Here is a 20,268-nt window from a genome sequence, read left to right as displayed (position 1 = left end):
AATCGATGGATATATTGTCTCGGAGCTGTTGAAGGGTGTCGCCGCGGTGCCATGCTGGTTGGCATCGAACACTCGCCTTCATCCAGCGGCGGGCAGTTGTGGAACGCTGGGTCCTGCATCTGACGCCTTCACGGGTTTGACGGCCTTCGCTTGAAAGGCACTACAAATGCGCCCAGCACACCGCTACCACCTACATGGCGCTCACGGCCGTTGCAGCCCTCACCCTCGCGGGGTGTGCGGCTGATACCTCGTTGGAGAGCGCCGGTTCCCAGGCCCCCGGGGCAACAGCCCCTGCGTCCGCAAGCCCCGCTCCCACGGCCGAATCGCCAGGCACAACGGCGGCAGGAAAGCAGCCGGCCCGGCCTGGTTTCAGCGCTGAGAGCCTGGTGACGTTCACTTTTCCGGACGGCCGGCTTTCGTTCCAGTACCCGAAAGGCTGGCACGCGGAGCTCTTCGAGGCATCTGCCTCGCCGTTCGTGGGCACTGCAACGGTGTCCGATCCCACCAGCCAGGCGAAAATCACCATCTACACCGGCGAAATTGCCGACGTCGTGGCCAGCAATGCCGACCGGACCGTACTGGAAACGGACCCGGTACCGGGGCTGCGGGGGCATTCTGTTCCAACGCCCCATTCGTCGTTCTTTGTTGATCGCAGCGATGGCGCTGCAAATTACCGGATGGGGCTTACTGCAGGACTGCCCGTCTCGCCGGACGGGAAGGTGCAAGACGGGCTCATCATGCTCGGCGACCGCGTTTTGACTGCGGACGTGGTGTTCACGGGCCAGCCGTTCGCCAATGATGGGGAGGCGAAAGCCTGGTATTGGGGAGAGGAAGGCCAAGCTTTGAAGGCGGTGCTGATGAGCTTCTCCTACCGCTAACCGATCCTACCGCTAACCGACAAATGACCCAGGGGATTTTCTTGAAAGGTACTTCCATGCGTTCGACACGACGTGCGATCTTCCTGCTCTCGGTGACCGTATCAGCCGCGCTCGCCGTGACTGGCTGTATGTCCAACACCTCGGCGGGAAACAGTGGCACAACTACAGCCGCCGCGCTCCCGTCGGCCTCGGCAAGTGAGCCCGCCGCCACTTCCAGACGGACGCCCGCGGTTGCCAGCCCGCCTGCATCCGTCGTTCCCGCAGCCACCTCCTCCCCTGTGCCCCAGGGGCCGGAAGCCTTCACGTTCGCAGACGGCCGCCTGTCGTTTGCTTATCCGGCGGGCTGGCGCGTGAAACACGAGCAGGTGTCAGCGTCCCCCGCAGTGGAGACGGCGACCGTCTACGATGCCGGCGGAACCGAGCAGATCAACATCTATTACAGCCAGGTTGGTGACGTCACGGCCGGCAACGTCTCCAGGACCGTCATCGAGACGGATCCGGTACGGGGACTGATCGGTGCTTCTGTCCCGACGCCCAGTTCGTCGTTCTTTATTGATCGCGCTGATGGCGTTACGCATTACCGGATGGGACTGACGCCAGGATCGCCCGTCTCGCCGGACGGGCAGGTGCAATACGGCCTCGTTAGGATCGGCGACCGCATTTTGACCGCAGATGTGCTGTTCACTGAACCGCGGTTTGAAGGTGATGAGGCAGCGCAGGCCTGGTACTGGAGTGATGAGGGCCGTGCCCTGAAGTCCGTGCTCATGAGCTTCTCCTACCGCTGACCGTCAGGCATGGAAGCCCTCCTCCGCAACGTGGGGGAGGGCTTCCTCCTGCCCGGAGGCAGGCCTGGGGCGGCTACTTCCCCTTGACCCGGCCCAGAAACTGGGCGGTTCGGTCCTTGAGGCCCTCGATCTGGCGCAGGACGACGGCGGCCGGATCCGGGTTGATCTCGTTGGCCGGCGGTTCCTTGCGGACATTGCCGCAGCAGAGGAAATCGGCACAAATCAAGGTGCCCACGGTGTTGCCGTCGCGCCCGGCCTGGCCGGCCCGCCTGGCTACCCAGAGGAGCACGTCCTCTTTGGAAAACACGTCCCGGCAAAGCTCACAGAGCACTGAACGGTTCTTGCGGGCACCGCTTTCGGGTGCCCGCAGCATGATGCCGGTGAGTTCCCGGGGTCCGGGAACCACCAGGTACCCGCGGAGTGGCATCTTTTCGTCCCGCCAGCCCAGGAAGTCCAGGCTGTCCCAGTCCAGGGAGTCGAAGTCTTTGGGCAGGTTGAGTTTGGCGGCCTCGGAGCGGCTCGCGTTGACGAACGAAGATCGGATCTGTTGGGGCGTGACTGATTGCATGGCTGAACTTTCAAAAGATGGGAGCCCCGGGATGCGGGGAAAAGGGCATGGAGATTCAGCTGTTCTCCGCGGAGCAGGCCAAGGCGGCCACCCCGCTTTCCACGGCAGCTAAAGCCCTGAGGGCGTTCGGCGTGCACATTGCTCCTGGTTTCCCGTTTCTTTACTCCGCTTGCCGTCATATCCGCGCAGGGATCCGGCAGTGCCATCCTGCCAAAAGAGACGGTGCCTGTCCAAGAAACAAACACCCCGCAACTACTGTGGCCTTCGTCACCTTGGGAAATAAGTTACGAAAGCGTTGCGTAATGGACGAGAGGCTAGGCTAGCCTTACTTAGGTTCGCTTCATTCACCTAAGGAGTTTCGTGACTTCCCCCCTTTTCTCCCGGCCCAGCGCCACCCGCCGCACGCTGTTCAAATCAGCAGGCAAGGCCACGGCCGTTCTTGCCGCAGCGGCGCTCACCCTCTCTGCCTGCTCCACGGGCCCCGCGTCCTCCACCACGGACGCCGGCACGTCCAGCTCGAGCAGCTCCCAGTTCCCCGTCACCATCGAGCATGTCTTCGGCAAAACCACCATCGAAAAGCAGCCCGCCAGGGTAGCCACGGTTTCATGGGTCAATGACGACGTCGCCATTGCCCTTGGCGTAGTGCCCGTGGGTGTCCCCAAGAACGAGTGGGGCGGCAACGACCAGGGCTCCACCCCCTGGAAGGACGAAGCACTCGAGGAGCTCGGCGCCGGCTTCGGCTCCGACAAGGCCCCGGTCCAGTACTCCGAAGCTGATGGCATCAACTTCACCGAGATCGCCAAGCTCACCCCGGATGTCATCCTCGCGGCCTACTCCGGCCTGACCGAAGAGGACTACAAGAAGCTCAGCGAGATCGCTCCCGTAGTGGCCCACCCCGAGCTGGCTTACGGAACCTCCTGGCAGGACTCCACCTCAATCATCGGCAAGGCCCTCGGCAAGGACGCCGAAGCCACCAAGCTCATCTCGGACACCGAGGCCACCATCAAGGAAAAGGTCTCCGAGTTCCCGCAGATTGATGGCAAGAGCTTCATCTACGGCAACCTCGAGCCCGCCAAGGGTGACGGCGTCAACGTCTACACCGCCAATGACAACCGCCCCCGCTTCCTCTCCGAAATCGGCATGAAGCTCGCTCCCGTGGTTGAAGACAGCTCCAAGGGCTCCAAGGAATTCTTCATCCCGTGGTCCGCGGAAAAGGCCAACGAACTCGAATCCGATGTCTTCGTGACCTGGGTTCCGGACGCCTCCACGGCCGACGCCATCAAGGCCGACCCGCTGCTCGGCCAGATCCCCGCCATCAAGAACGGCGCCCTGGTTGCCGACTCGGACAACACCCTGACGCTGTCCATCTCCGCCGCCTCACCGCTCAGCCTGCCCTGGTCGCTGGACACGTTCCTGCCGCAGTTGGCCACCGCAGCGGATGCAGTGAAGTAATCCCCGGTTGAAGCAGGCATAGTTCCATGACGCAGAGTACGACGACGGTGGCCTCCAGGGCGGGGAGGCCCGGCACTTCGGTGCCGGCGAAAGGACCTGAAGGTCCTTCCCGCCTCGCTTTCGGGGGAAAGCGGGCGGCCTGGCTGCTGGCCGCCGTCGTCGTGCTTGCCGTTCTGGCCGGGGCCTCCCTGGCCATCGGTGCCCGGGGTCTTCCCCTGACCACCGTGTGGGAGGCCCTCACGCAGTTCGATCCCGCCAACGGTGACCACGCAGTAGTCCACGCCCGCATCCCGCGCACAGTCCTCGGACTGCTGGCCGGCGGCGCGCTCGGCCTTGCGGGCGCAGCCATGCAGGGCGTAGCCCGCAACCCGCTGGCCGACCCCGGCATCATGGGCGTCAACGCCGGCGCAGCCCTGGCCGTGGTTACCGGCATCTACGTCTTCGGTGTCGCCACCTTCTCCGGCTACATCTGGTTCGCATTCATCGGCGCAGCAATCGCCGCCGTCGTGGTCTACCTCATCGCGTCCCTCGGCAGGGAAGGTGCAACCCCCGTGAAGCTGGCCCTCGCCGGCGCCGCCCTGAGCGCCGGCCTGTACTCCCTGATGAACGTCATCCTGGTGTCCAGCCAGGACACCCTGGACCGCTTCCGCTTCTGGCAGGTGGGTGGCGTTGCCGGCCGCGACTGGTCCGTAATCCTGCCCGGGGTTCCCTTCCTGGCCGCCGGCGCCATCATCGTGCTCCTGACCGGCCGCATCCTCAACAGCCTGGCCCTCGGCGACGACATTGCCCGCGGGCTTGGCCAGCGCGTGGGAATGGCCCGCGCCGTGACAGCCCTGGGCATCGTGCTGCTGTGCGGTACAGCCACCGCGCTGGCCGGTCCCATCGGCTTCGTGGGCCTTGTTGTTCCCCATGCCGTCCGCTTCCTCACCGGCCCCGACTACCGCTGGATCCTGCCGTTCTCACTGGTGGCGGCTCCCGTCCTGCTCCTCGGTGCGGACATCATTGGCCGCGTGGTACTGCTCCCCGGTGAAGTGCCCGCCGGCATCATGACGGCCCTCGTTGGTGCTCCAGTTTTCGTCTGGCTCATCCGCCGGGGCAAAGGGGCCGGACTGTGACACTCGCCGACGACAGAAAACGCCTGGAAACCCCTGTTGCACTATTACTTCCAGTAGCTAAATCGGGGCCAGAGGGACCAAGAGTTACGGCACAACGCCGCGGCCCGCTGCGCCTGAACCGGACCGCCCTCCTGGCCGTCGCCGTCGTCATCCTTTTCGCCGTGTCCGTCCTGCTGGGCAGCTACACGGTGACCATCCCCGACTTCTTCAAGATCGTGACCGCGCACCTGACCGGCGGCGAAAAGATCCCCGGCGCCAGCTTCATCGTGATGGAGAACAAGCTGCCGCGGGCGGTAATCGGCACCATGATCGGCGTCGCATTCGGCCTGGCCGGGTCACTTTTCCAGACGATGCTCCGCAACCCGCTGGCCAGCCCCGACGTCATTGGCATCAGCTACGGCGCCAGTGCCGCCGCCGTCATCGCCATCGTCATCTTTGGCGCGTCCGGCCCCGCCGTTTCCGGGGCAGCCCTGGCCGGTGCCCTCGCCGTGGCCGCCCTCATCTACGCCATCTCCACAGGTGGCGCGCTCCGGGGAACCAGCCGCGGGAACGCCGCCGGCAACCGGCTGGTCCTGGCCGGCATCGGCATCGCCGCCGCCCTCCACGCGGTGGTCAACTTCCTGATGACACGCGCCGACATCCGGACCGCCGCCGATGCCCTCGTCTGGCTCAACGGATCCCTGAACTCCGCCAACTGGGACCGCGCCGGGGTCCTGTTCCTCGCCCTCGTAGTCCTCGTGCCCGCCGTCGCCGTTATCGCCGGCCCGCTGCGGATCCTCGAGCTGGGTGACGACGCCGCCGCCGGCCTGGGCATCCGGGTCAACGCAGCCCGCCTTTCCCTGGTGATCATCGCCGTGACGCTGGCGGCAGTGGCGACTGCGGCAGCCGGCCCCGTTTCGTTCGTCGCCTTCCTGGCCGGGCCCATCGCCCGCCGCTTCACAGGCAAAGCCAGCCTCCCGGCGTCGGCCCTGGTCGGTGCCCTGATCGTCCTCGCGGCTGACTACTTCGCCGCCAACCTTGCCCCCCTGCTGCTGGACGGCACTGTTCTGCCTGTGGGCGTCATCACCGGTGCGCTCGGTGCCCCGTTCCTGCTGTGGCTCCTGGTCACCGCCAACCGAAAGGATGCCTGACATGGCTGTTCTCAACGCCAAGGACCTGACGCTGAAATACGATCAGCGCTGTGTGGTGGACGGCCTCAGCGCCGAGATCCCCGAGGGCAAGGTGACCATGATCGTGGGTGCCAACGCGTGCGGAAAATCCACTCTGCTCCGGGGCCTGTCCCGGCTCCTCAAACCGGCCGCCGGCAGCGTCACCCTGGACGGCAAGGACATCCATTCCCGCCCCGCGCGTGAACTGGCGCGCACCCTGGGCCTCCTGCCGCAGCATCCCACCGCCCCGGACGGCATCACCGTGCGTGACCTGGTGGGCCGCGGGCGCTACCCGCACCAGGGCTTCTTCCGCAGCTGGAGCGACAAGGACGACGCCGCCGTGCAGCGGGCGCTGGAAGCGACCGAAACGCTGGACCTCGCCGGACGGGACGTGGATGAACTCTCCGGCGGCCAGCGGCAGCGGGTCTGGATCGCCATGGCCCTCGCCCAGGAAACCGATGTGCTGCTGCTGGATGAACCCACCACCTACCTGGACCTCGCGCACCAGGTGGAAGTCCTGGACCTCGTGACGGACCTGAACCGCAAGCGCGGCACCACCGTGGCCATAGTCCTGCACGACCTCAATCTCGCCGCCCGGTATGCCGACAACGTCATCGCCATGAAGGGCGGCGCCGTGGTGGCCGTAGGCAACCCGCGCGAGGTGGTCACCGAAAACCTGGTGCGCAGCGTGTTCAACCTTGAATCCCGGGTCATCCCGGACCCCGTATCCGGAACCCCCCTGATCATTCCCATCGGCCGCCACCACGTCCCCGCCATTGAACTGGAGCTTGTTTCATGAAGACCCGAGAAGTTGTTGCCTCCACCGAGCCGATGACCCTGGCGTTCGAGGTCACCGTATCCTCCGTCCAGGAACTTACCCCCAACTTCCGCCGGATCACGTTCGGCGGATACTCGCTGCGCGACTTCGGCGTCCACGGCGACACCCTCGACCTCCGGATCAAGCTCATGATCCCGTCACTGGCCGCCGACGGCAGCCAGCTGCCGCTTCCGGTCTTCGAAATGAGCCAGGCCGGCTGGTACCGCGAATGGCTGGCCATGGATCCGGCCGTCCGCGGCTCGATGCGGACCTACACCGTGCGGCAGGCCCGCCTGGAGGCCGTGTACCCGGAGATCGACGTCGACTTCGCCATGCACTTCGATGACCACGGCCACGGCGGCCCGGCCGCGAACTGGGCCCTCAACGCCAAACCCGGCGACGCGATTACCATCATCGGCCCCAACAACCGGGCAGCACACTGCGTCACCGCAGAAATCTACTCCGGCATTGAATGGCGCCCCGGCCTGGCCCAGCGCATCCTGCTCGCCGGCGATGAAACCGCCATTCCGGCAATCTCCGCCATCCTGCAAAGCCTGCCCGGGTACATGAGCGGGCACGCCTTCCTCGAAGTCCCCGAGGCCGGCGACTTCCTGGAACTCACCTCACCCGCCGACGTCCAGATCACCTGGCTGGCGCGCGGCGCCGCCATCGGGCGGTCCCGTCCCCACGGCGAACTGCTCCAGGAGGCCGTGCGCAAGGCAGTCCCCGTGCCCGGCTGGGTGGGCATCAAGGAGGTCGACGGCGGCGCCGGGCCCGAGCCCGAAGACGTCAACGTTGATGTGGACATCCTCTGGGAAACCCCGTCACGGATGGAAACTGCCGAGATTATCGCGAGCAAGAACCCGGACATGCCGGCCGGGGCCATGCCCTTCTACGCGTGGATCGCCGGCGAAGCAGGCGTCATCAAGGACATGCGCCGATACCTTGTGCGCGACGTCGGGATCGACCGGAAGCAGGTTGCCTTCATGGGGTACTGGAGGCAGGGCAAAGCCGAGGGGTAAACCCTCTCTCACCTTTTGCGGGTTTTAGAGTAACGCCCTATCAGATCCTGCAGCTAAAGCCTGGACGCTCTCTCACCTTTCACCGGAACTGGTGCAACTCTCTCGCCCTTACTGTTCATCCCGCCGTCGTTCCGGCTTTTCTTTCGGTGGCTAGGTTGGGCTGGTGCGGCCTGATCCTTTGCTTCCTGAGTCCGGGCGGCGGGTGTTTGTCGCTCTGGGTGACTCTTTTACCGAGGGCGTGGGGGACCGGGATGACCGCTTGCCCAACGGCGTGCGGGGGTGGGCTGACCGGGTGGCGGAAAAACTGGCCAAGGCGCAACCGGGGTGGAAGTACGCAAACCTAGCCATCCGCAGTAAACGGCTCCGGCACATCATCGACGAGCAACTGGAACCGGCGCTGCGGATGAAGCCGTCGCTGGTTACGCTCTATGCCGGCGGCAACGACATCCTGGACCTCAAAACCGACATGACTGCCCTGATGGCGGACTACGAGCAACTTGTGGCGCGGCTGGCGGAAACGGGGGCCACACTGGTCCTCTTTACCGGATTCGACGTCAAGGTCTCCGCGTTGCTCGAGCCGCTCAAGAAGCGCAACGCGTTCTACAACCAGCAGGTCCGGGCCATCGCCGCCAAGTACGGTGCCGTGCTGGTGGACTACTGGTGCCTGGACGCCTTCCATGACCGGCGCATGTGGGACTCGGACCGGCTGCACATGTCCAAGGCAGGGCACAAGTACCTGGCCGGGCAGGTACTGGACCAGCTGGGAGTGCCACACAAAATTACGCCCAAGGACTGGGAACCGCCCACCCGGCTCACGCTGCGGGAGTGGGAACGGCGCCAACGGCGCTGGATCCAGGATTGGGTCCTGCCGCTGTTCGGCCGCAAGTTGCGGGGCGTCACTCTGGGCGATGAACTCACCCCGCGCTGGCCTGAACCGGTCAAGGTGCCACGGAAGGGCGGGCTCAAAAAACTGGCGGCGGGAAGCCCGGCCGGCGCGATGGAAGGCTAGCTGTCTAGCAGGATTTCGAATCCGGGTGCCACCCTGGCGGCATGGAATTCAACGACGTCGAAATCGGCTACCCCGTTCGAATAAAACGGGTCCTGCTGGAGGCAGGCATCCAAGGTGGCCCGGTCCGACCGGGAGAGCAGCATCCCCCCGGTGCGCGGGACCTTCCGGCCGGCAGCGATGAAGACGCCGTCGTCGAAGGCTTTCTGCAGCCAGGCGATGTGGGCGTCATTGTGGAAATCGACGATGTCCTGCGGAACGCGGTAAGTCAGGGAGACAACATACATCCGTCCAGCCTACCGGGCCAGTCGCCATCACTTGAAGGATCAATCGTAGAATGGGGGGCATGACCGAACCGCGCTGGCTTAACGCCGACGAACGACGTGCCTGGCTGGCCCTGGTGAGCATCAATACCTTGCTGCCCGCAGCCCTCGATACCAAGCTTCACACCGCGGGCAAGCTTTCGCTCTTCGACTACACCGTCCTGGCCATGCTTTCCGAGGCGGACGAGCGGTTCCTGCCCATGAGCGAGCTCGCCGCCCGCAGCAGCGCATCCCTTTCCCGCCTTTCGCACGTGGTGACCAAGCTGCAGAAGCGGGGCTGGGTGGAGCGCAGGCCGCATCCCCATGACGCCCGCGTCACCATTGCCCATCTCACTGAGGAGGGCATGGCAACCATCGTGGGCCTGGCGCCTGGCCACGTGGAGTCGGTACGCGATCTCTTCCTGGACGCCCTGTCGGAGCAGGACGTCCGCGACCTGGCGCGGATCGGCGAAAAGGTCGTGGGCCGCCTGGATGCCGACCATTGGATCCTGCGTGAAAGCTAGGGGACAGCGTGTTGGTTGCTTCCGGCAACGGGTGGCAAACTAGCCGCATGGACTTCACTTCCCGGTTCGTGGCCCTTGGCGACTCCTTCACCGAAGGCGTGGGCGACGACGATCCCACCCGCCCCAACGGTGTCCGCGGCTGGGCTGACCGCGTGGCCGAGCAGCTGGGCGCAGCCGACCCCGGATTCGGGTACGCCAATCTCGCCATCCGCGGGAGGAAACTCCGCCAGATCCTGGCTGAACAGGTGGACGCCGCCGTCGAACTTAATCCCACGTTGGTGAGCATTTACGCGGGCGCCAACGACATCCTTCGCCCGCGCGTCGATATCGATGACCTCCTGGCGGAGTACGACGACGGCATCCGAAGGTTGAGTGCCACCGGCGCCACGGTGGTGATGTTCACCGGGTTCGATGCCCGCGGGTCCAAGGTCTTCGGCACCATGCGCGGCCGTACCGCCATCTACAACGAGCTGGTGCGCGGCATCGCCGGGGACCATGGCGCCCTGCTCGTGGACTACTGGCGCTTTAGCGAGTACTACGACTGGGGCATGTGGGCACGCGACCGGATGCACATGTCCGCGGCCGGGCACGCCAACATGGCCAAGCGGGTACTGGAGGTGCTCAAGTATGACCACTCCATCGACATCCCGCCCATGACTCCGGTTCCGGAGCTGGGCCGCGCGGAAGCCATCCGAGCCAATGCGCAGTGGTTCCGCGAGTATGCCGGACCGTGGGTGGTCCGACGCGTTACCGGCAAATCCTCCGGCGATAGCCTGTTGCCCAAATACCCGCAGCTCACGCGCCTCGAACCGAAAGCGGTCAGCGGAAACCGGTGACCGGATAACACATTCGGGCGCGCTGCTTATACACCCATTTGGCCGGATTGGTCTTTAATTGCGCGAACTCGTAGACTTGGTAGGCGCTAAGTGCGCGGAGCGTGCGCAATTGCTCCGGTTGCCCGGTAAATTCTCCAGGGCGGCCGGTAGTTAGGGGCTCAAGTTGCGTGACTAACCGTTCGCCCTTCTTCAATTTGGGGTCGCCCTTAGCAGCATGGTCCAGCAGCAGATATGCGGATCATTACTTTCAATTCTTGAGGAGAAGTCATGGCAGCACACTGCCAAGTGACCGGAGCCGAGCCGGGCTTTGGGCACAGCATTTCGCACTCGCACCGCCGCAACAAGCGTCGGTTCGATCCGAACATTCAGAAGAAGCGCTACTGGGTTCCGTCCCTGCGCCGTAACGTCACGCTGCAGGTCTCTGCACGTGGCATCAAGACCATCGACGTACGCGGCATCGACGCAGTCGTCGCCGCCATTCTGGCTCGTGGGGTGAAGCTCTAGTGGCTAAGGACAAGGACGTACGTCCGATCATCAAGCTCAAGTCGACTGCGGGCACGGGTTACACCTACGTAACCCGCAAGAACCGTCGTAACGACCCGGACCGCATGGTCCTGAAGAAGTACGACCCCAAGATCCGCCAGCACGTCGAATTCCGAGAGGAGCGCTAAACATATGGCTAAGAAGTCCAAGATTGCTCGCAACGAGCAGCGCAAGGTCATCGTTGAGCGTTACGCTGCAAAGCGCCTCGAGCTGAAGAAGACCCTGGTTGACGAAAACGCAACCGACGAAGCACGCGAAGCAGCCCGCCTGGGCCTGCAGAAGCTGCCCCGCAACGCGTCCCCGATCCGTCTGCGTAACCGCGACATCATCGACGGCCGTCCCCGCGGAACCCTCCAGAAGTTCGGTATCTCCCGTGTCCGCTTCCGCGACATGGCCCACAGGGGCGAACTTCCGGGCATCACCAAGTCTTCCTGGTAATCCCGCACGGCTGATTCCAGCTGTTTGAGAAGGGCCGGCAACCATCATGGTTGCCGGCCCTTCTTCGCTTTAAGCCGCGCTGGCCCTGCCTTGGCGGGCGGCTTTGGGCCGACGGAAGGCCTGTGCCGCAGCCCACATGGACCAATTACGACGGCGGCAGCGCCCCCAGGTGCCTCCGTGACGCGTTTTACCGCGGAAACACGCGGGTCTTCTGCCCGCAGGAGGGGGGTTTGCGGTGGGGCCGGAGTGGGTGTATTGTTTTCTAAGTCGCCGCGAGGGAGACAGCGAAGAGCTGGTCACCACGGGCGGCCAAACCCCCGAAATCGAATCCAAAATCTGGTGGCTCTTTAGGGCGCTGGAAAGTGGTGGGGATGGTTTTCCTGCCGATGAGAATCCTGAGATATGGGTTTGCGTCGGGGTGGGGGATCGGGTAGGTTTGAGAGGTTGCTCCGGAGCGATCCTGAACGTTGGTTTGGGTGGTGCCGGGTGTGTCTGTTGTTTGAGAACTCAATAGTGTGCCAAGTTTGTTGATACCGATTTGTTTTATGAATTGGTTGAATTGACTGGATCGTCCGCCCCTGTGGGTGGTCTGGTTTTTACAGCTGGTTTCAAATTTTGCAGTGTGGTGGCCGCGTTTTCCCGTGGTGCCATGTTGTGTCTGTTTTTGTTTTACTTCAACGGAGAGTTTGATCCTGGCTCAGGATGAACGCTGGCGGCGTGCTTAACACATGCAAGTCGAACGATGAAGGGAGCTTGCTCCTGGATTAGTGGCGAACGGGTGAGTAACACGTGAGTAACCTGCCCTTAACTCTGGGATAAGCCTGGGAAACTGGGTCTAATACCGGATATGACTGATCATCGCATGGTGGTTGGTGGAAAGCTTTTTGTGGTTTTGGATGGACTCGCGGCCTATCAGCTTGTTGGTGAGGTAATGGCTTACCAAGGCGACGACGGGTAGCCGGCCTGAGAGGGTGACCGGCCACACTGGGACTGAGACACGGCCCAGACTCCTACGGGAGGCAGCAGTGGGGAATATTGCACACAATGGGCGCAAGCCTGATGCAGCGACGCCGCGTGAGGGATGACGGCCTTCGGGTTGTAAACCTCTTTCAGTAGGGAAGAAGCGAAAGTGACGGTACCTGCAGAAGAAGCGCCGGCTAACTACGTGCCAGCAGCCGCGGTAATACGTAGGGCGCAAGCGTTATCCGGAATTATTGGGCGTAAAGAGCTCGTAGGCGGTTTGTCGCGTCTGCCGTGAAAGTCCGGGGCTCAACTCCGGATCTGCGGTGGGTACGGGCAGACTAGAGTGATGTAGGGGAGACTGGAATTCCTGGTGTAGCGGTGAAATGCGCAGATATCAGGAGGAACACCGATGGCGAAGGCAGGTCTCTGGGCATTAACTGACGCTGAGGAGCGAAAGCATGGGGAGCGAACAGGATTAGATACCCTGGTAGTCCATGCCGTAAACGTTGGGCACTAGGTGTGGGGGACATTCCACGTTTTCCGCGCCGTAGCTAACGCATTAAGTGCCCCGCCTGGGGAGTACGGCCGCAAGGCTAAAACTCAAAGGAATTGACGGGGGCCCGCACAAGCGGCGGAGCATGCGGATTAATTCGATGCAACGCGAAGAACCTTACCAAGGCTTGACATGGACCGGACCGGGCTGGAAACAGTCCTTCCCCTTTGGGGCTGGTTCACAGGTGGTGCATGGTTGTCGTCAGCTCGTGTCGTGAGATGTTGGGTTAAGTCCCGCAACGAGCGCAACCCTCGTTCTATGTTGCCAGCACGTGATGGTGGGGACTCATAGGAGACTGCCGGGGTCAACTCGGAGGAAGGTGGGGACGACGTCAAATCATCATGCCCCTTATGTCTTGGGCTTCACGCATGCTACAATGGCCGGTACAAAGGGTTGCGATACTGTGAGGTGGAGCTAATCCCAAAAAGCCGGTCTCAGTTCGGATTGGGGTCTGCAACTCGACCCCATGAAGTCGGAGTCGCTAGTAATCGCAGATCAGCAACGCTGCGGTGAATACGTTCCCGGGCCTTGTACACACCGCCCGTCAAGTCACGAAAGTTGGTAACACCCGAAGCCGGTGGCCTAACCCCTTGTGGGAGGGAGCTGTCGAAGGTGGGACTGGCGATTGGGACTAAGTCGTAACAAGGTAGCCGTACCGGAAGGTGCGGCTGGATCACCTCCTTTCTAAGGAGCACCTACAAGCGCCGGCCTCGTGTATGCGGGGTGCGGGGGTTTGTCAGGAGTAATGCCCGTTGCGCAGACGATTGTTCTGCGGCGGGTGCTCATGGGTGGAATATCAACAAATAGCGGCTGCTTGTTCTTCTCCTCGTTTAGTACGGATGCTTTGGTGTCCTGGAACGGTGGGGTGGGGTGGAAGTGGTTTAGTGTTTGGCACACTGTTGGGTCCTGAGGCAACAGGACCGGGGTTGCTGCGGCTTTGGCTGTGGTGGTTTCCGGGTTTGTTTGTTTCTGGTTTCCTGGCTGCATCGATCATGCGCGTTTGTGTGTGTGGGGTGTGTGGTTTGGGGTTGTTGTTTGAGAACTACATAGTGGACGCGAGCATCTTTTATAAGAAGCAATTTCCAAGAATATGAACCTGGATCTGGCTGCGCTGTTGATGCCCTTTGGGGTGTTGGGGTGTGGTTGGTTTTCGTGGTTCTCTCGTGAATTAGTTTTTTGATCTTTTGTGGTCAAGTTTTTAAGAGCACACGGTGGATGCCTTGGCATTAGGAGCCGAAGAAGGACGTAGGAATCTGCGATAAGCCTGGGGGAGTCGATAACCGGACTGTGATCCCAGGGTGTCCGAATGGGGAAACCCCGCCGAGCGCGCGAGTGACTCGGTGACCCGCATCTGAACACATAGGGTGCGTGGAGGGAACGCGGGGAAGTGAAACATCTCAGTACCCGCAGGAAGAGAAAACAATAGTGATTCCGTTAGTAGTGGCGAGCGAACGCGGATCAGGCTAAACCGTTCCATGTGTGATAGCCGGCGGGCGTTGCATGGTCGGGGTTGTGGGACTTTCCATACCAGTTCTGCCGGGCTGGTGGGGTGTGATGTGCGCGCATAGGTGAACGGTCTTGAAAGGCCGGCCAGAGAGGGTGTTAGCCCCGTAACCGTAATGCGTTTGTGCCGCCTGTGAGAGTATCCCAAGTAGTACGGGGCCCGAGAAATCCCGTGCGAATCTGTCAGGACCACCTGATAAGCCTAAATACTCCCTAATGACCGATAGCGGACCAGTACCGTGAGGGAAAGGTGAAAAGTACCCCGGGAGGGGAGTGAAACAGTACCTGAAACCGTGTGCTTACAATCCGTCGGAGCAGCCTTGTAGTTGTGACGGCGTGCCTTTTGAAGAATGAGCCTGCGAGTTAGTGTTACGTCGCGAGGTTAACCCGTGTGGGGCAGCCGTAGCGAAAGCGAGTCTGAATAGGGCGTTGCAGTGGCGTGATCTAGACCCGAAGCGAAGTGATCTACCCATGGCCAGGTTGAAGCGACGGTAAGACGTCGTGGAGGACCGAACCCACTTCAGTTGAAAATGGGGGGGATGAGCTGTGGGTAGGGGTGAAAGGCCAATCAAACTTCGTGATAGCTGGTTCTCCCCGAAATGCATTTAGGTGCAGCGTTGCGTGTTTCTTGCTGGAGGTAGAGCTACTGGATGGCTAATGGGCCCTACAAGGTTACTGACGTCAGCCAAACTCCGAATGCCGGTAAGTGAGAGCGCAGCAGTGAGACTGTGGGGGATAAGCTTCATAGTCGAGAGGGAAACAGCCCAGACCACCAACTAAGGCCCCTAAGCGTGTGCTAAGTGGGAAAGGATGTGGAGTTGCTCAGACAACCAGGAGGTTGGCTTAGAAGCAGCCATCCTTAAAAGAGTGCGTAATAGCTCACTGGTCAAGTGATTCCGCGCCGACAATGTAGCGGGGCTCAAGTACACCGCCGAAGTTGTGGCATTCAAATATTAGCTAAGCCCTTGTGGTTCAGGCGTTTGGATGGGTAGGGGAGCGTCGTGTGGGCGGTGAAGTCGCGGTGTAAACCAGCGGTGGAGCCTACACGAGTGAGAGAATGCAGGCATGAGTAGCGAAAGACGGGTGAGAAACCCGTCCGCCGAATGATCAAGGGTTCCAGGGTCAAGCTAATCTGCCCTGGGTAAGTCGGGACCTAAGGCGAGGCCGACAGGCGTAGTCGATGGACAACGGGTTGATATTCCCGTACCGGCGAAAAACCGTCCATGCTGAACAGGGGATACTAACTGCCCGATACCTGCCTGACCGCCCTTGTGGTGGAAGGGTTTTGGTGGAGCGCAGGACCTGATCCTGGGAGGCAAGCGTATTAACAGGTGTGACGCAGGAAGGTAGCCAAGCCGGGCGATGGTTGTCCCGGTCTAAGGATGTAGGGCGAACGGTAGGCAAATCCGCTGTTCATGATGCCTGAGATCTGATGGGACCCCCGTTTGGGGGAATTTGGTGATCCTATGCTGCCGAGAAAAGCATCGACGCGAGGTTTTAGCCGCCCGTACCCCAAACCGACACAGGTGATCAGGTAGAGAATACTAAGGCGATCGAGAGAATTATGGTTAAGGAACTCGGCAAAATGCCCCCGTAACTTCGGGAGAAGGGGGGCCCCAACCTTGAACACCACTTGCTGGTGGGAGGGGATCGGGGCCGCAGAGACCAGGGGGAAGCGACTGTTTACTAAAAACACAGGTCCGTGCGAAGTCGCAAGACGATGTATACGGACTGACTCCTGCCCGGTGCTGGAAGGTTAAGAGGACCGGTTAGCCTCACGGCGAAGCTGAGAATTTAAGCCCCAGTAAACGGCGGTGGTAACTATAACCATCCTAAGGTAGCGAAATTCCTTGTCGGGTAAGTTCCGACCTGCACGAATGGAGTAACGACTTCCCCGCTGTCTCAACCATAAACTCGGCGAAATTGCAGTACGAGTAAAGATGCTCGTTACGCGCAGCAGGACGGAAAGACCCCGAGACCTTTACTATAGTTTGGTATTGGTGTTCGGAGTGGCTTGTGTAGGATAGGGTGGGAGACGTTGAAGCCCGGACGCCAGTTCGGGTGGAGTCATCGTTGAAATACCACTCTGGTCACTTTGGACATCTAACTTCGGCCCGTAATCCGGGTCAGGGACAGTGCCTGATGGGTAGTTTAACTGGGGCGGTTGCCTCCTAAAAAGTAACGGAGGCGCCCAAAGGTTCCCTCAGCCTGGTTGGCAATCAGGTGTCGAGTGTAAGTGCACAAGGGAGCTTGACTGTGAGAGAGACATCTCGAGCAGGGACGAAAGTCGGGACTAGTGATCCGGCGGTACATTGTGGAATGGCCGTCGCTCAACGGATAAAAGGTACCTCGGGGATAACAGGCTGATCTTGCCCAAGAGTCCATATCGACGGCATGGTTTGGCACCTCGATGTCGGCTCGTCGCATCCTGGGGCTGGAGTAGGTCCCAAGGGTTGGGCTGTTCGCCCATTAAAGCGGTACGCGAGCTGGGTTTAGAACGTCGTGAGACAGTTCGGTCCCTATCCGCTGCGCGCGCAGGAAATTTGAGAAGGGCTGTCCTTAGTACGAGAGGACCGGGACGGACGAACCTCTGGTGTGTCAGTTGTACTGCCAAGTGCACCGCTGATTAGCTACGTTCGGATGGGATAACCGCTGAAAGCATCTAAGCGGGAAGCTCGCTTCAAGATGAGATTTCCATACACCTCGTGTGTGAGAGGCCCCCAGCCAGACCACTGGGTTGATAGGCCGGATGTGGAAGCGAGGACTAACGACTCGTGAAGCTGACCGGTACTAATAGGCCGATAACTTACACCACACACCACCCCGCAAACGATCCTTCAAAAGCGTTTGCACCACGGGGTCGGTAAAAAGATAAACAAGACTGCTTGCGTCCACTATGTGGTTCCCAAACAACAAACCAAACCACGGTTCGTTGCCACGGGAACACAACTGAATAACAACACCACAATTGTTGTAACCAAAAACTTCCCACACCACCCCACAGGGGGCCGGTGACGGGTCAAAGGGTTACGGCGGTCATAGCGTGGGGGAAACGCCCGGTCCCATTCCGAACCCGGAAGCTAAGACCCACAGCGCCGATGGTACTGCACCCGGGAGGGTGTGGGAGAGTAGGTCACCGCCGGACATAAATTACGTAGGGCCCTGACAAGCAATGTCAGGGCCCTACGACTTTAACCACCACAACCTGCACCCCGGGAAACAACCACAACCGACAAAGCAACAACGGACACCCCTAGGCTCGGTTTATGACCTCCCGTCCCGCAGCTCCGACCGGCCGGCGCGCCACCATCCTGGACGTCGCGGCGGCGGCGGGCGTCTCCCGCCAGACTGTCACCCGTGCCATGAATGACATGACCGGCATCAGCCAGGCAACCAGGGAGAGGGTCCAGAGGCTCGCCGCGGAGCTGGGTTATACCCCCAGCCGCTTTGCGAAAGGCCTGGTCCAGGGTGCCCGCACTTCTGTTGGCCTGGCTATCCCTGACCTGAGCAACCCCTACTTCCCGGCGTTCGCCTCGAGCGTGGTGGAAGCCGCCACCCAGCGGAGCTGGAATGTAGTGGTGGACGATTACGGCCATGGCACCGGCAGCGCCCTTGACGCCGTTACCCGGCTGGGACCCCAAGTGGACGCGGTGATCGGGTACCTCGGCCAGCACTCGGACGAGGCGCAATCCCTCATGGGCCGGCGCCCGGTGGTCGGCCTGGACTACCCGGAGAGCGGGGCTGCCGGGGGCATCTCCTTCGACTATCCCTACGCCGCCCGGCTTGCCCTGGACCACCTGTCCTCAGCTGGACGCAGCAAAATCGCTTTTCTGGATTCGGACCAGGGTGGCCCTGCTGCCAGCCGCGGTGCGGCAGTAGCTGCGGTGGTGGCCGAAGCCGGGATCGAGTTGACGCTCATACAGGCTGCCCCGTCCGCAATGGCCGCAAAGAATGCCGTACAGGCACTGCTGGGCCGTGGGATCGAATTCGACGGGCTTCTGGCGTTCAATGACCTCATGGCGGCAGGAGCCCTCAAAGCCCTGCAGAATTCCGGAAGGTCCGTCCCGGGTGACTGCGCTGTGATTGGCATGGACGGGATACCCCTCGGGGAGCTGGTGACTCCGGAGCTGACCACGCTCTCGCTTGACCTGCGCAGTGTGGGCCGGGCCGCCGTCGACCTCCTGGATGGATTGCTTTCCGGTTCGCTGGAAGCAGGGAGCCCTGCCGCTTCCCTGACCCTTCGCCACGGGCTGGTCGTCCGTCAGTCAGCCTGAACACCCCTACTCAAAGTACAGGGAAGCAGTTAGGCTGGAGATCGTTCGTGAACGTTCACGTATCTATCGACGACCTGCAGCAAGGAACACAGATGCCTGTCCAGTCCCCCTCCGCAACCGTCGGCATCGCATCGGCCGACGTTACTGCCCAGGTGACCGGCAGGCTTGCTGGACTTCAAAAAGGTTATCGAGCCGCTTCGGATTCACGTTGCGGGGGACTGGTCCGGCTTCAGGCGCCGCAACGGCTACGACTTTGCGGACACATCCGCGTTCAGCTTCCGGTATGTCGTGGAGTCCGACGGCGCCACGCTCGACGCCGGAACAGCGAACGTTGCGCCGCTGGCACCTCGGTCCGAGGCCGTGGTGCCCCTGCCTCCGCGCCTTGCCGGGCTCGCCGCAGCGGGGCCTGAGGCCGCGCTGCGGTACTTACCGTCAGCGCAGTCCTGGCCGCTGATTTCTCCTGTGCTGCCGCTGGGCATGAGATTGCCTGGGGCCAGGCTGTCCGCGAACCTTCCGCGGCTGCTCCGCCCCGCCCTTGCGAACGCGTTTCCGTCCTGAACGGCGAACTCCGGCTCGGTCCTGCCGTTTTCAGCCGTATCACCGGCATGCCCACCTTCATTGGGGGCGTTCCCGTGGAGAAGCTTGGGCTGGTGTTGTGGTGGCCGTCGACCGACAATGACCTTGGTCGGGAGTGGGGAGGTGCCGATGAGCGTCCGCTTGCCAGGCAGTGGAAGGAGGCAGGACTTGACCGGCCGCAAACGACGCTTCTGGGCATCAGCGCCGAAGCTGCTGCCAACGGAGAGCGGCTCAAGGTCCGCACACGGGTTAGTGCCGCCGACAAGCAGTACGGCGTGCTCGTGGACTACACCTGGACCAGCGACGGCTACTCCCTGGCCCTCCGGACGCAGGTCCGCCCATAGGAATCCGGTGCCCGCTCGGGTGTCCGCTCTGCTGCCCTCGTAGTCAGCGGATACAAACTGGAGATTTCAGGTGAACCGTTTGCCCTCACGGTGCGGCCGTACAGCATGGGAGTCCTCGATGCGGCCACGCACCGGCCGGAACTCCTGCCCGATGGGCGCACCTACGTGTATCTGGACCATGTCCTGCGTTGGGTAGGAACCGGCGCCTGCGGACCCGGTGTCCGTGAGTCCTGCCGGCTGAATCCCAGGGAGGCCGACTTCACTGTCATTCTTCGCGTGAACGGCGAAGCTTCCGGGATGTGAGCCACTCCATAGAGGAAGCTGACACTGCGTACTGCTGCCGTGCCTGGGGTGGCGCCTACAAAACTCCTGCAACTACGCGGGTTTTGAAGGCGTCTGCCCTGTCCGGGGTGCGATTTGCCGGGGGGCCGGAGTGGGTGTATTGTTTTCTGAGTCGCCGCCGCTGATGCGGAAAAATAGCGGCCAAACCCCCGAAATCGAATCCAAAATCTGGTGGCTCTTTAGGGCGCTGGAAAGTGGTGGGGATGGTTTTCCTGCCGATGAGAATCCTGAGATATGGGTTTGCGTCGGGGTGGGGGATCGGGTAGGTTTGAGAGGTTG

Annotated in this window: 19 protein-coding genes and 3 rRNA genes; 20 read left to right on the top strand and 2 right to left on the bottom strand. The window is 61.9% G+C overall.

The window, feature by feature from the left end:
* Nucleotides 1-194 precede the first annotated feature (194 nt).
* Nucleotides 195-878 carry a hypothetical protein gene (locus NXY83_RS19835; protein WP_258803900.1) on the top strand — a complete coding sequence of 228 codons (684 nt, stop codon included), beginning with the start codon at nt 195-197 and terminating at the stop codon, nt 876-878.
* A gap of 56 nt (nt 879-934) precedes the next feature.
* A complete protein-coding gene (locus tag NXY83_RS19830; RefSeq protein ID WP_258803899.1) occupies nt 935-1,663 on the top strand; it encodes a hypothetical protein in 729 nt (242 codons plus the stop codon).
* Between the two features lie 73 nt (nt 1,664-1,736).
* Here the strand turns inward: NXY83_RS19830 and NXY83_RS19825 are convergent, their stop codons facing one another.
* The gene (locus NXY83_RS19825; protein ID WP_258803898.1) at nt 1,737-2,231 is read right to left on the bottom strand and encodes an FBP domain-containing protein; all 495 of its coding nucleotides are present in this window, start codon (nt 2,229-2,231) and stop codon (nt 1,737-1,739) included.
* Between the two features lie 360 nt (nt 2,232-2,591).
* Between NXY83_RS19825 and NXY83_RS19820 the strand changes: the two genes are divergently transcribed.
* The 6 genes from NXY83_RS19820 to NXY83_RS19795 all read left to right on the top strand — a co-directional run bounded on the left by NXY83_RS19820 (nt 2,592) and on the right by NXY83_RS19795 (nt 8,794).
* On the top strand, nt 2,592-3,683 hold the full coding sequence (locus NXY83_RS19820) for an iron-siderophore ABC transporter substrate-binding protein (RefSeq protein WP_258803897.1): 1,092 nt from the start codon (nt 2,592-2,594) through the stop codon (nt 3,681-3,683).
* A 26-nt stretch (nt 3,684-3,709) separates the two neighbouring features.
* Nucleotides 3,710-4,798: a FecCD family ABC transporter permease gene (locus NXY83_RS19815; RefSeq protein ID WP_258803896.1), complete on the top strand. Its 1,089-nt coding sequence runs from the start codon at nt 3,710-3,712 to the stop codon at nt 4,796-4,798.
* The gene (locus NXY83_RS19810) at nt 4,795-5,928 is read left to right on the top strand and encodes a FecCD family ABC transporter permease (RefSeq protein ID WP_397427536.1); all 1,134 of its coding nucleotides are present in this window, start codon (nt 4,795-4,797) and stop codon (nt 5,926-5,928) included. The genes NXY83_RS19815 and NXY83_RS19810 overlap by 4 nt, the downstream gene beginning before the upstream one ends.
* 1 nt (nt 5,929) lies before the next feature.
* Nucleotides 5,930-6,745: an ABC transporter ATP-binding protein gene (locus NXY83_RS19805; RefSeq protein WP_258803895.1), complete on the top strand. Its 816-nt coding sequence runs from the start codon at nt 5,930-5,932 to the stop codon at nt 6,743-6,745.
* The gene (locus NXY83_RS19800) at nt 6,742-7,785 is read left to right on the top strand and encodes a siderophore-interacting protein (protein WP_258803894.1); all 1,044 of its coding nucleotides are present in this window, start codon (nt 6,742-6,744) and stop codon (nt 7,783-7,785) included. The genes NXY83_RS19805 and NXY83_RS19800 overlap by 4 nt, the downstream gene beginning before the upstream one ends.
* 163 nt (nt 7,786-7,948) lie before the next feature.
* The gene (locus NXY83_RS19795; protein ID WP_258803893.1) at nt 7,949-8,794 is read left to right on the top strand and encodes an SGNH/GDSL hydrolase family protein; all 846 of its coding nucleotides are present in this window, start codon (nt 7,949-7,951) and stop codon (nt 8,792-8,794) included.
* On the opposite strand, the gene NXY83_RS19790 is transcribed toward NXY83_RS19795, so the two are convergent.
* The gene (locus NXY83_RS19790; protein ID WP_258803892.1) at nt 8,791-9,078 is read right to left on the bottom strand and encodes a YciI family protein; all 288 of its coding nucleotides are present in this window, start codon (nt 9,076-9,078) and stop codon (nt 8,791-8,793) included. The two genes, NXY83_RS19795 and NXY83_RS19790, sit on opposite strands and share 4 nt — an antisense overlap.
* Before the next feature lie 59 nt (nt 9,079-9,137).
* Here NXY83_RS19790 and NXY83_RS19785 point away from each other — a divergent pair, with 59 nt between their 5' ends.
* From NXY83_RS19785 to NXY83_RS19730, 12 genes are all read left to right on the top strand, one after another.
* Nucleotides 9,138-9,617 (top strand): MarR family winged helix-turn-helix transcriptional regulator, encoded by a 480-nt coding sequence (locus tag NXY83_RS19785; RefSeq protein WP_258803891.1) that lies wholly within the window; start codon nt 9,138-9,140, stop codon nt 9,615-9,617.
* A gap of 47 nt (nt 9,618-9,664) precedes the next feature.
* A complete protein-coding gene (locus NXY83_RS19780) occupies nt 9,665-10,453 on the top strand; it encodes an SGNH/GDSL hydrolase family protein (protein WP_258803890.1) in 789 nt (262 codons plus the stop codon).
* Between the two features lie 267 nt (nt 10,454-10,720).
* On the top strand, nt 10,721-10,957 hold the full coding sequence (gene rpmB, locus NXY83_RS19775; RefSeq protein ID WP_026532175.1) for a 50S ribosomal protein L28: 237 nt from the start codon (nt 10,721-10,723) through the stop codon (nt 10,955-10,957).
* On the top strand, nt 10,957-11,124 hold the full coding sequence (gene rpmG, locus NXY83_RS19770; RefSeq protein ID WP_013602737.1) for a 50S ribosomal protein L33: 168 nt from the start codon (nt 10,957-10,959) through the stop codon (nt 11,122-11,124). Before rpmB ends, rpmG begins: the two co-directional genes overlap by 1 nt.
* Nucleotides 11,125-11,128: 4 nt before the next feature.
* Complete coding sequence (rpsN, locus tag NXY83_RS19765) at nt 11,129-11,434, top strand: 30S ribosomal protein S14 (protein ID WP_258803889.1); 306 nt, start codon at nt 11,129-11,131, stop codon at nt 11,432-11,434.
* A 674-nt stretch (nt 11,435-12,108) separates the two neighbouring features.
* Nucleotides 12,109-13,634: ribosomal RNA gene (locus NXY83_RS19760) — 16S ribosomal RNA — on the top strand.
* A gap of 504 nt (nt 13,635-14,138) precedes the next feature.
* Nucleotides 14,139-17,268 (top strand): 23S ribosomal RNA (locus NXY83_RS19755).
* 213 nt (nt 17,269-17,481) lie between these two features.
* A 5S ribosomal RNA gene (gene rrf, locus NXY83_RS19750) occupies nt 17,482-17,598 on the top strand.
* Together the 16S, 23S and 5S rRNA genes form the textbook arrangement of a ribosomal RNA operon.
* A 121-nt stretch (nt 17,599-17,719) precedes the next feature.
* Nucleotides 17,720-18,727 (top strand): LacI family DNA-binding transcriptional regulator, encoded by a 1,008-nt coding sequence (locus tag NXY83_RS19745; protein ID WP_258803888.1) that lies wholly within the window; start codon nt 17,720-17,722, stop codon nt 18,725-18,727.
* Nucleotides 18,728-18,892: 165 nt separating this feature from the next.
* The gene (locus tag NXY83_RS19740; protein WP_258803887.1) at nt 18,893-19,285 is read left to right on the top strand and encodes a DUF4981 domain-containing protein; all 393 of its coding nucleotides are present in this window, start codon (nt 18,893-18,895) and stop codon (nt 19,283-19,285) included.
* A gap of 47 nt (nt 19,286-19,332) precedes the next feature.
* Nucleotides 19,333-19,647: a hypothetical protein gene (locus tag NXY83_RS19735; RefSeq protein WP_258803886.1), complete on the top strand. Its 315-nt coding sequence runs from the start codon at nt 19,333-19,335 to the stop codon at nt 19,645-19,647.
* A 57-nt stretch (nt 19,648-19,704) separates the two neighbouring features.
* Complete coding sequence (locus tag NXY83_RS19730) at nt 19,705-19,950, top strand: hypothetical protein (protein WP_309484147.1); 246 nt, start codon at nt 19,705-19,707, stop codon at nt 19,948-19,950.
* The last annotated feature ends 318 nt before the right edge of the window (nt 19,951-20,268 follow it).

It is taken from the genome of Pseudarthrobacter sp. NS4, from assembly GCF_024758005.1.
Lineage (GTDB): Bacteria > Actinomycetota > Actinomycetes > Actinomycetales > Micrococcaceae > Arthrobacter.
The sequence above is the reverse complement of the archived record's forward strand: the minus strand, read 5'-3'. Positions and strand labels throughout refer to the sequence as shown.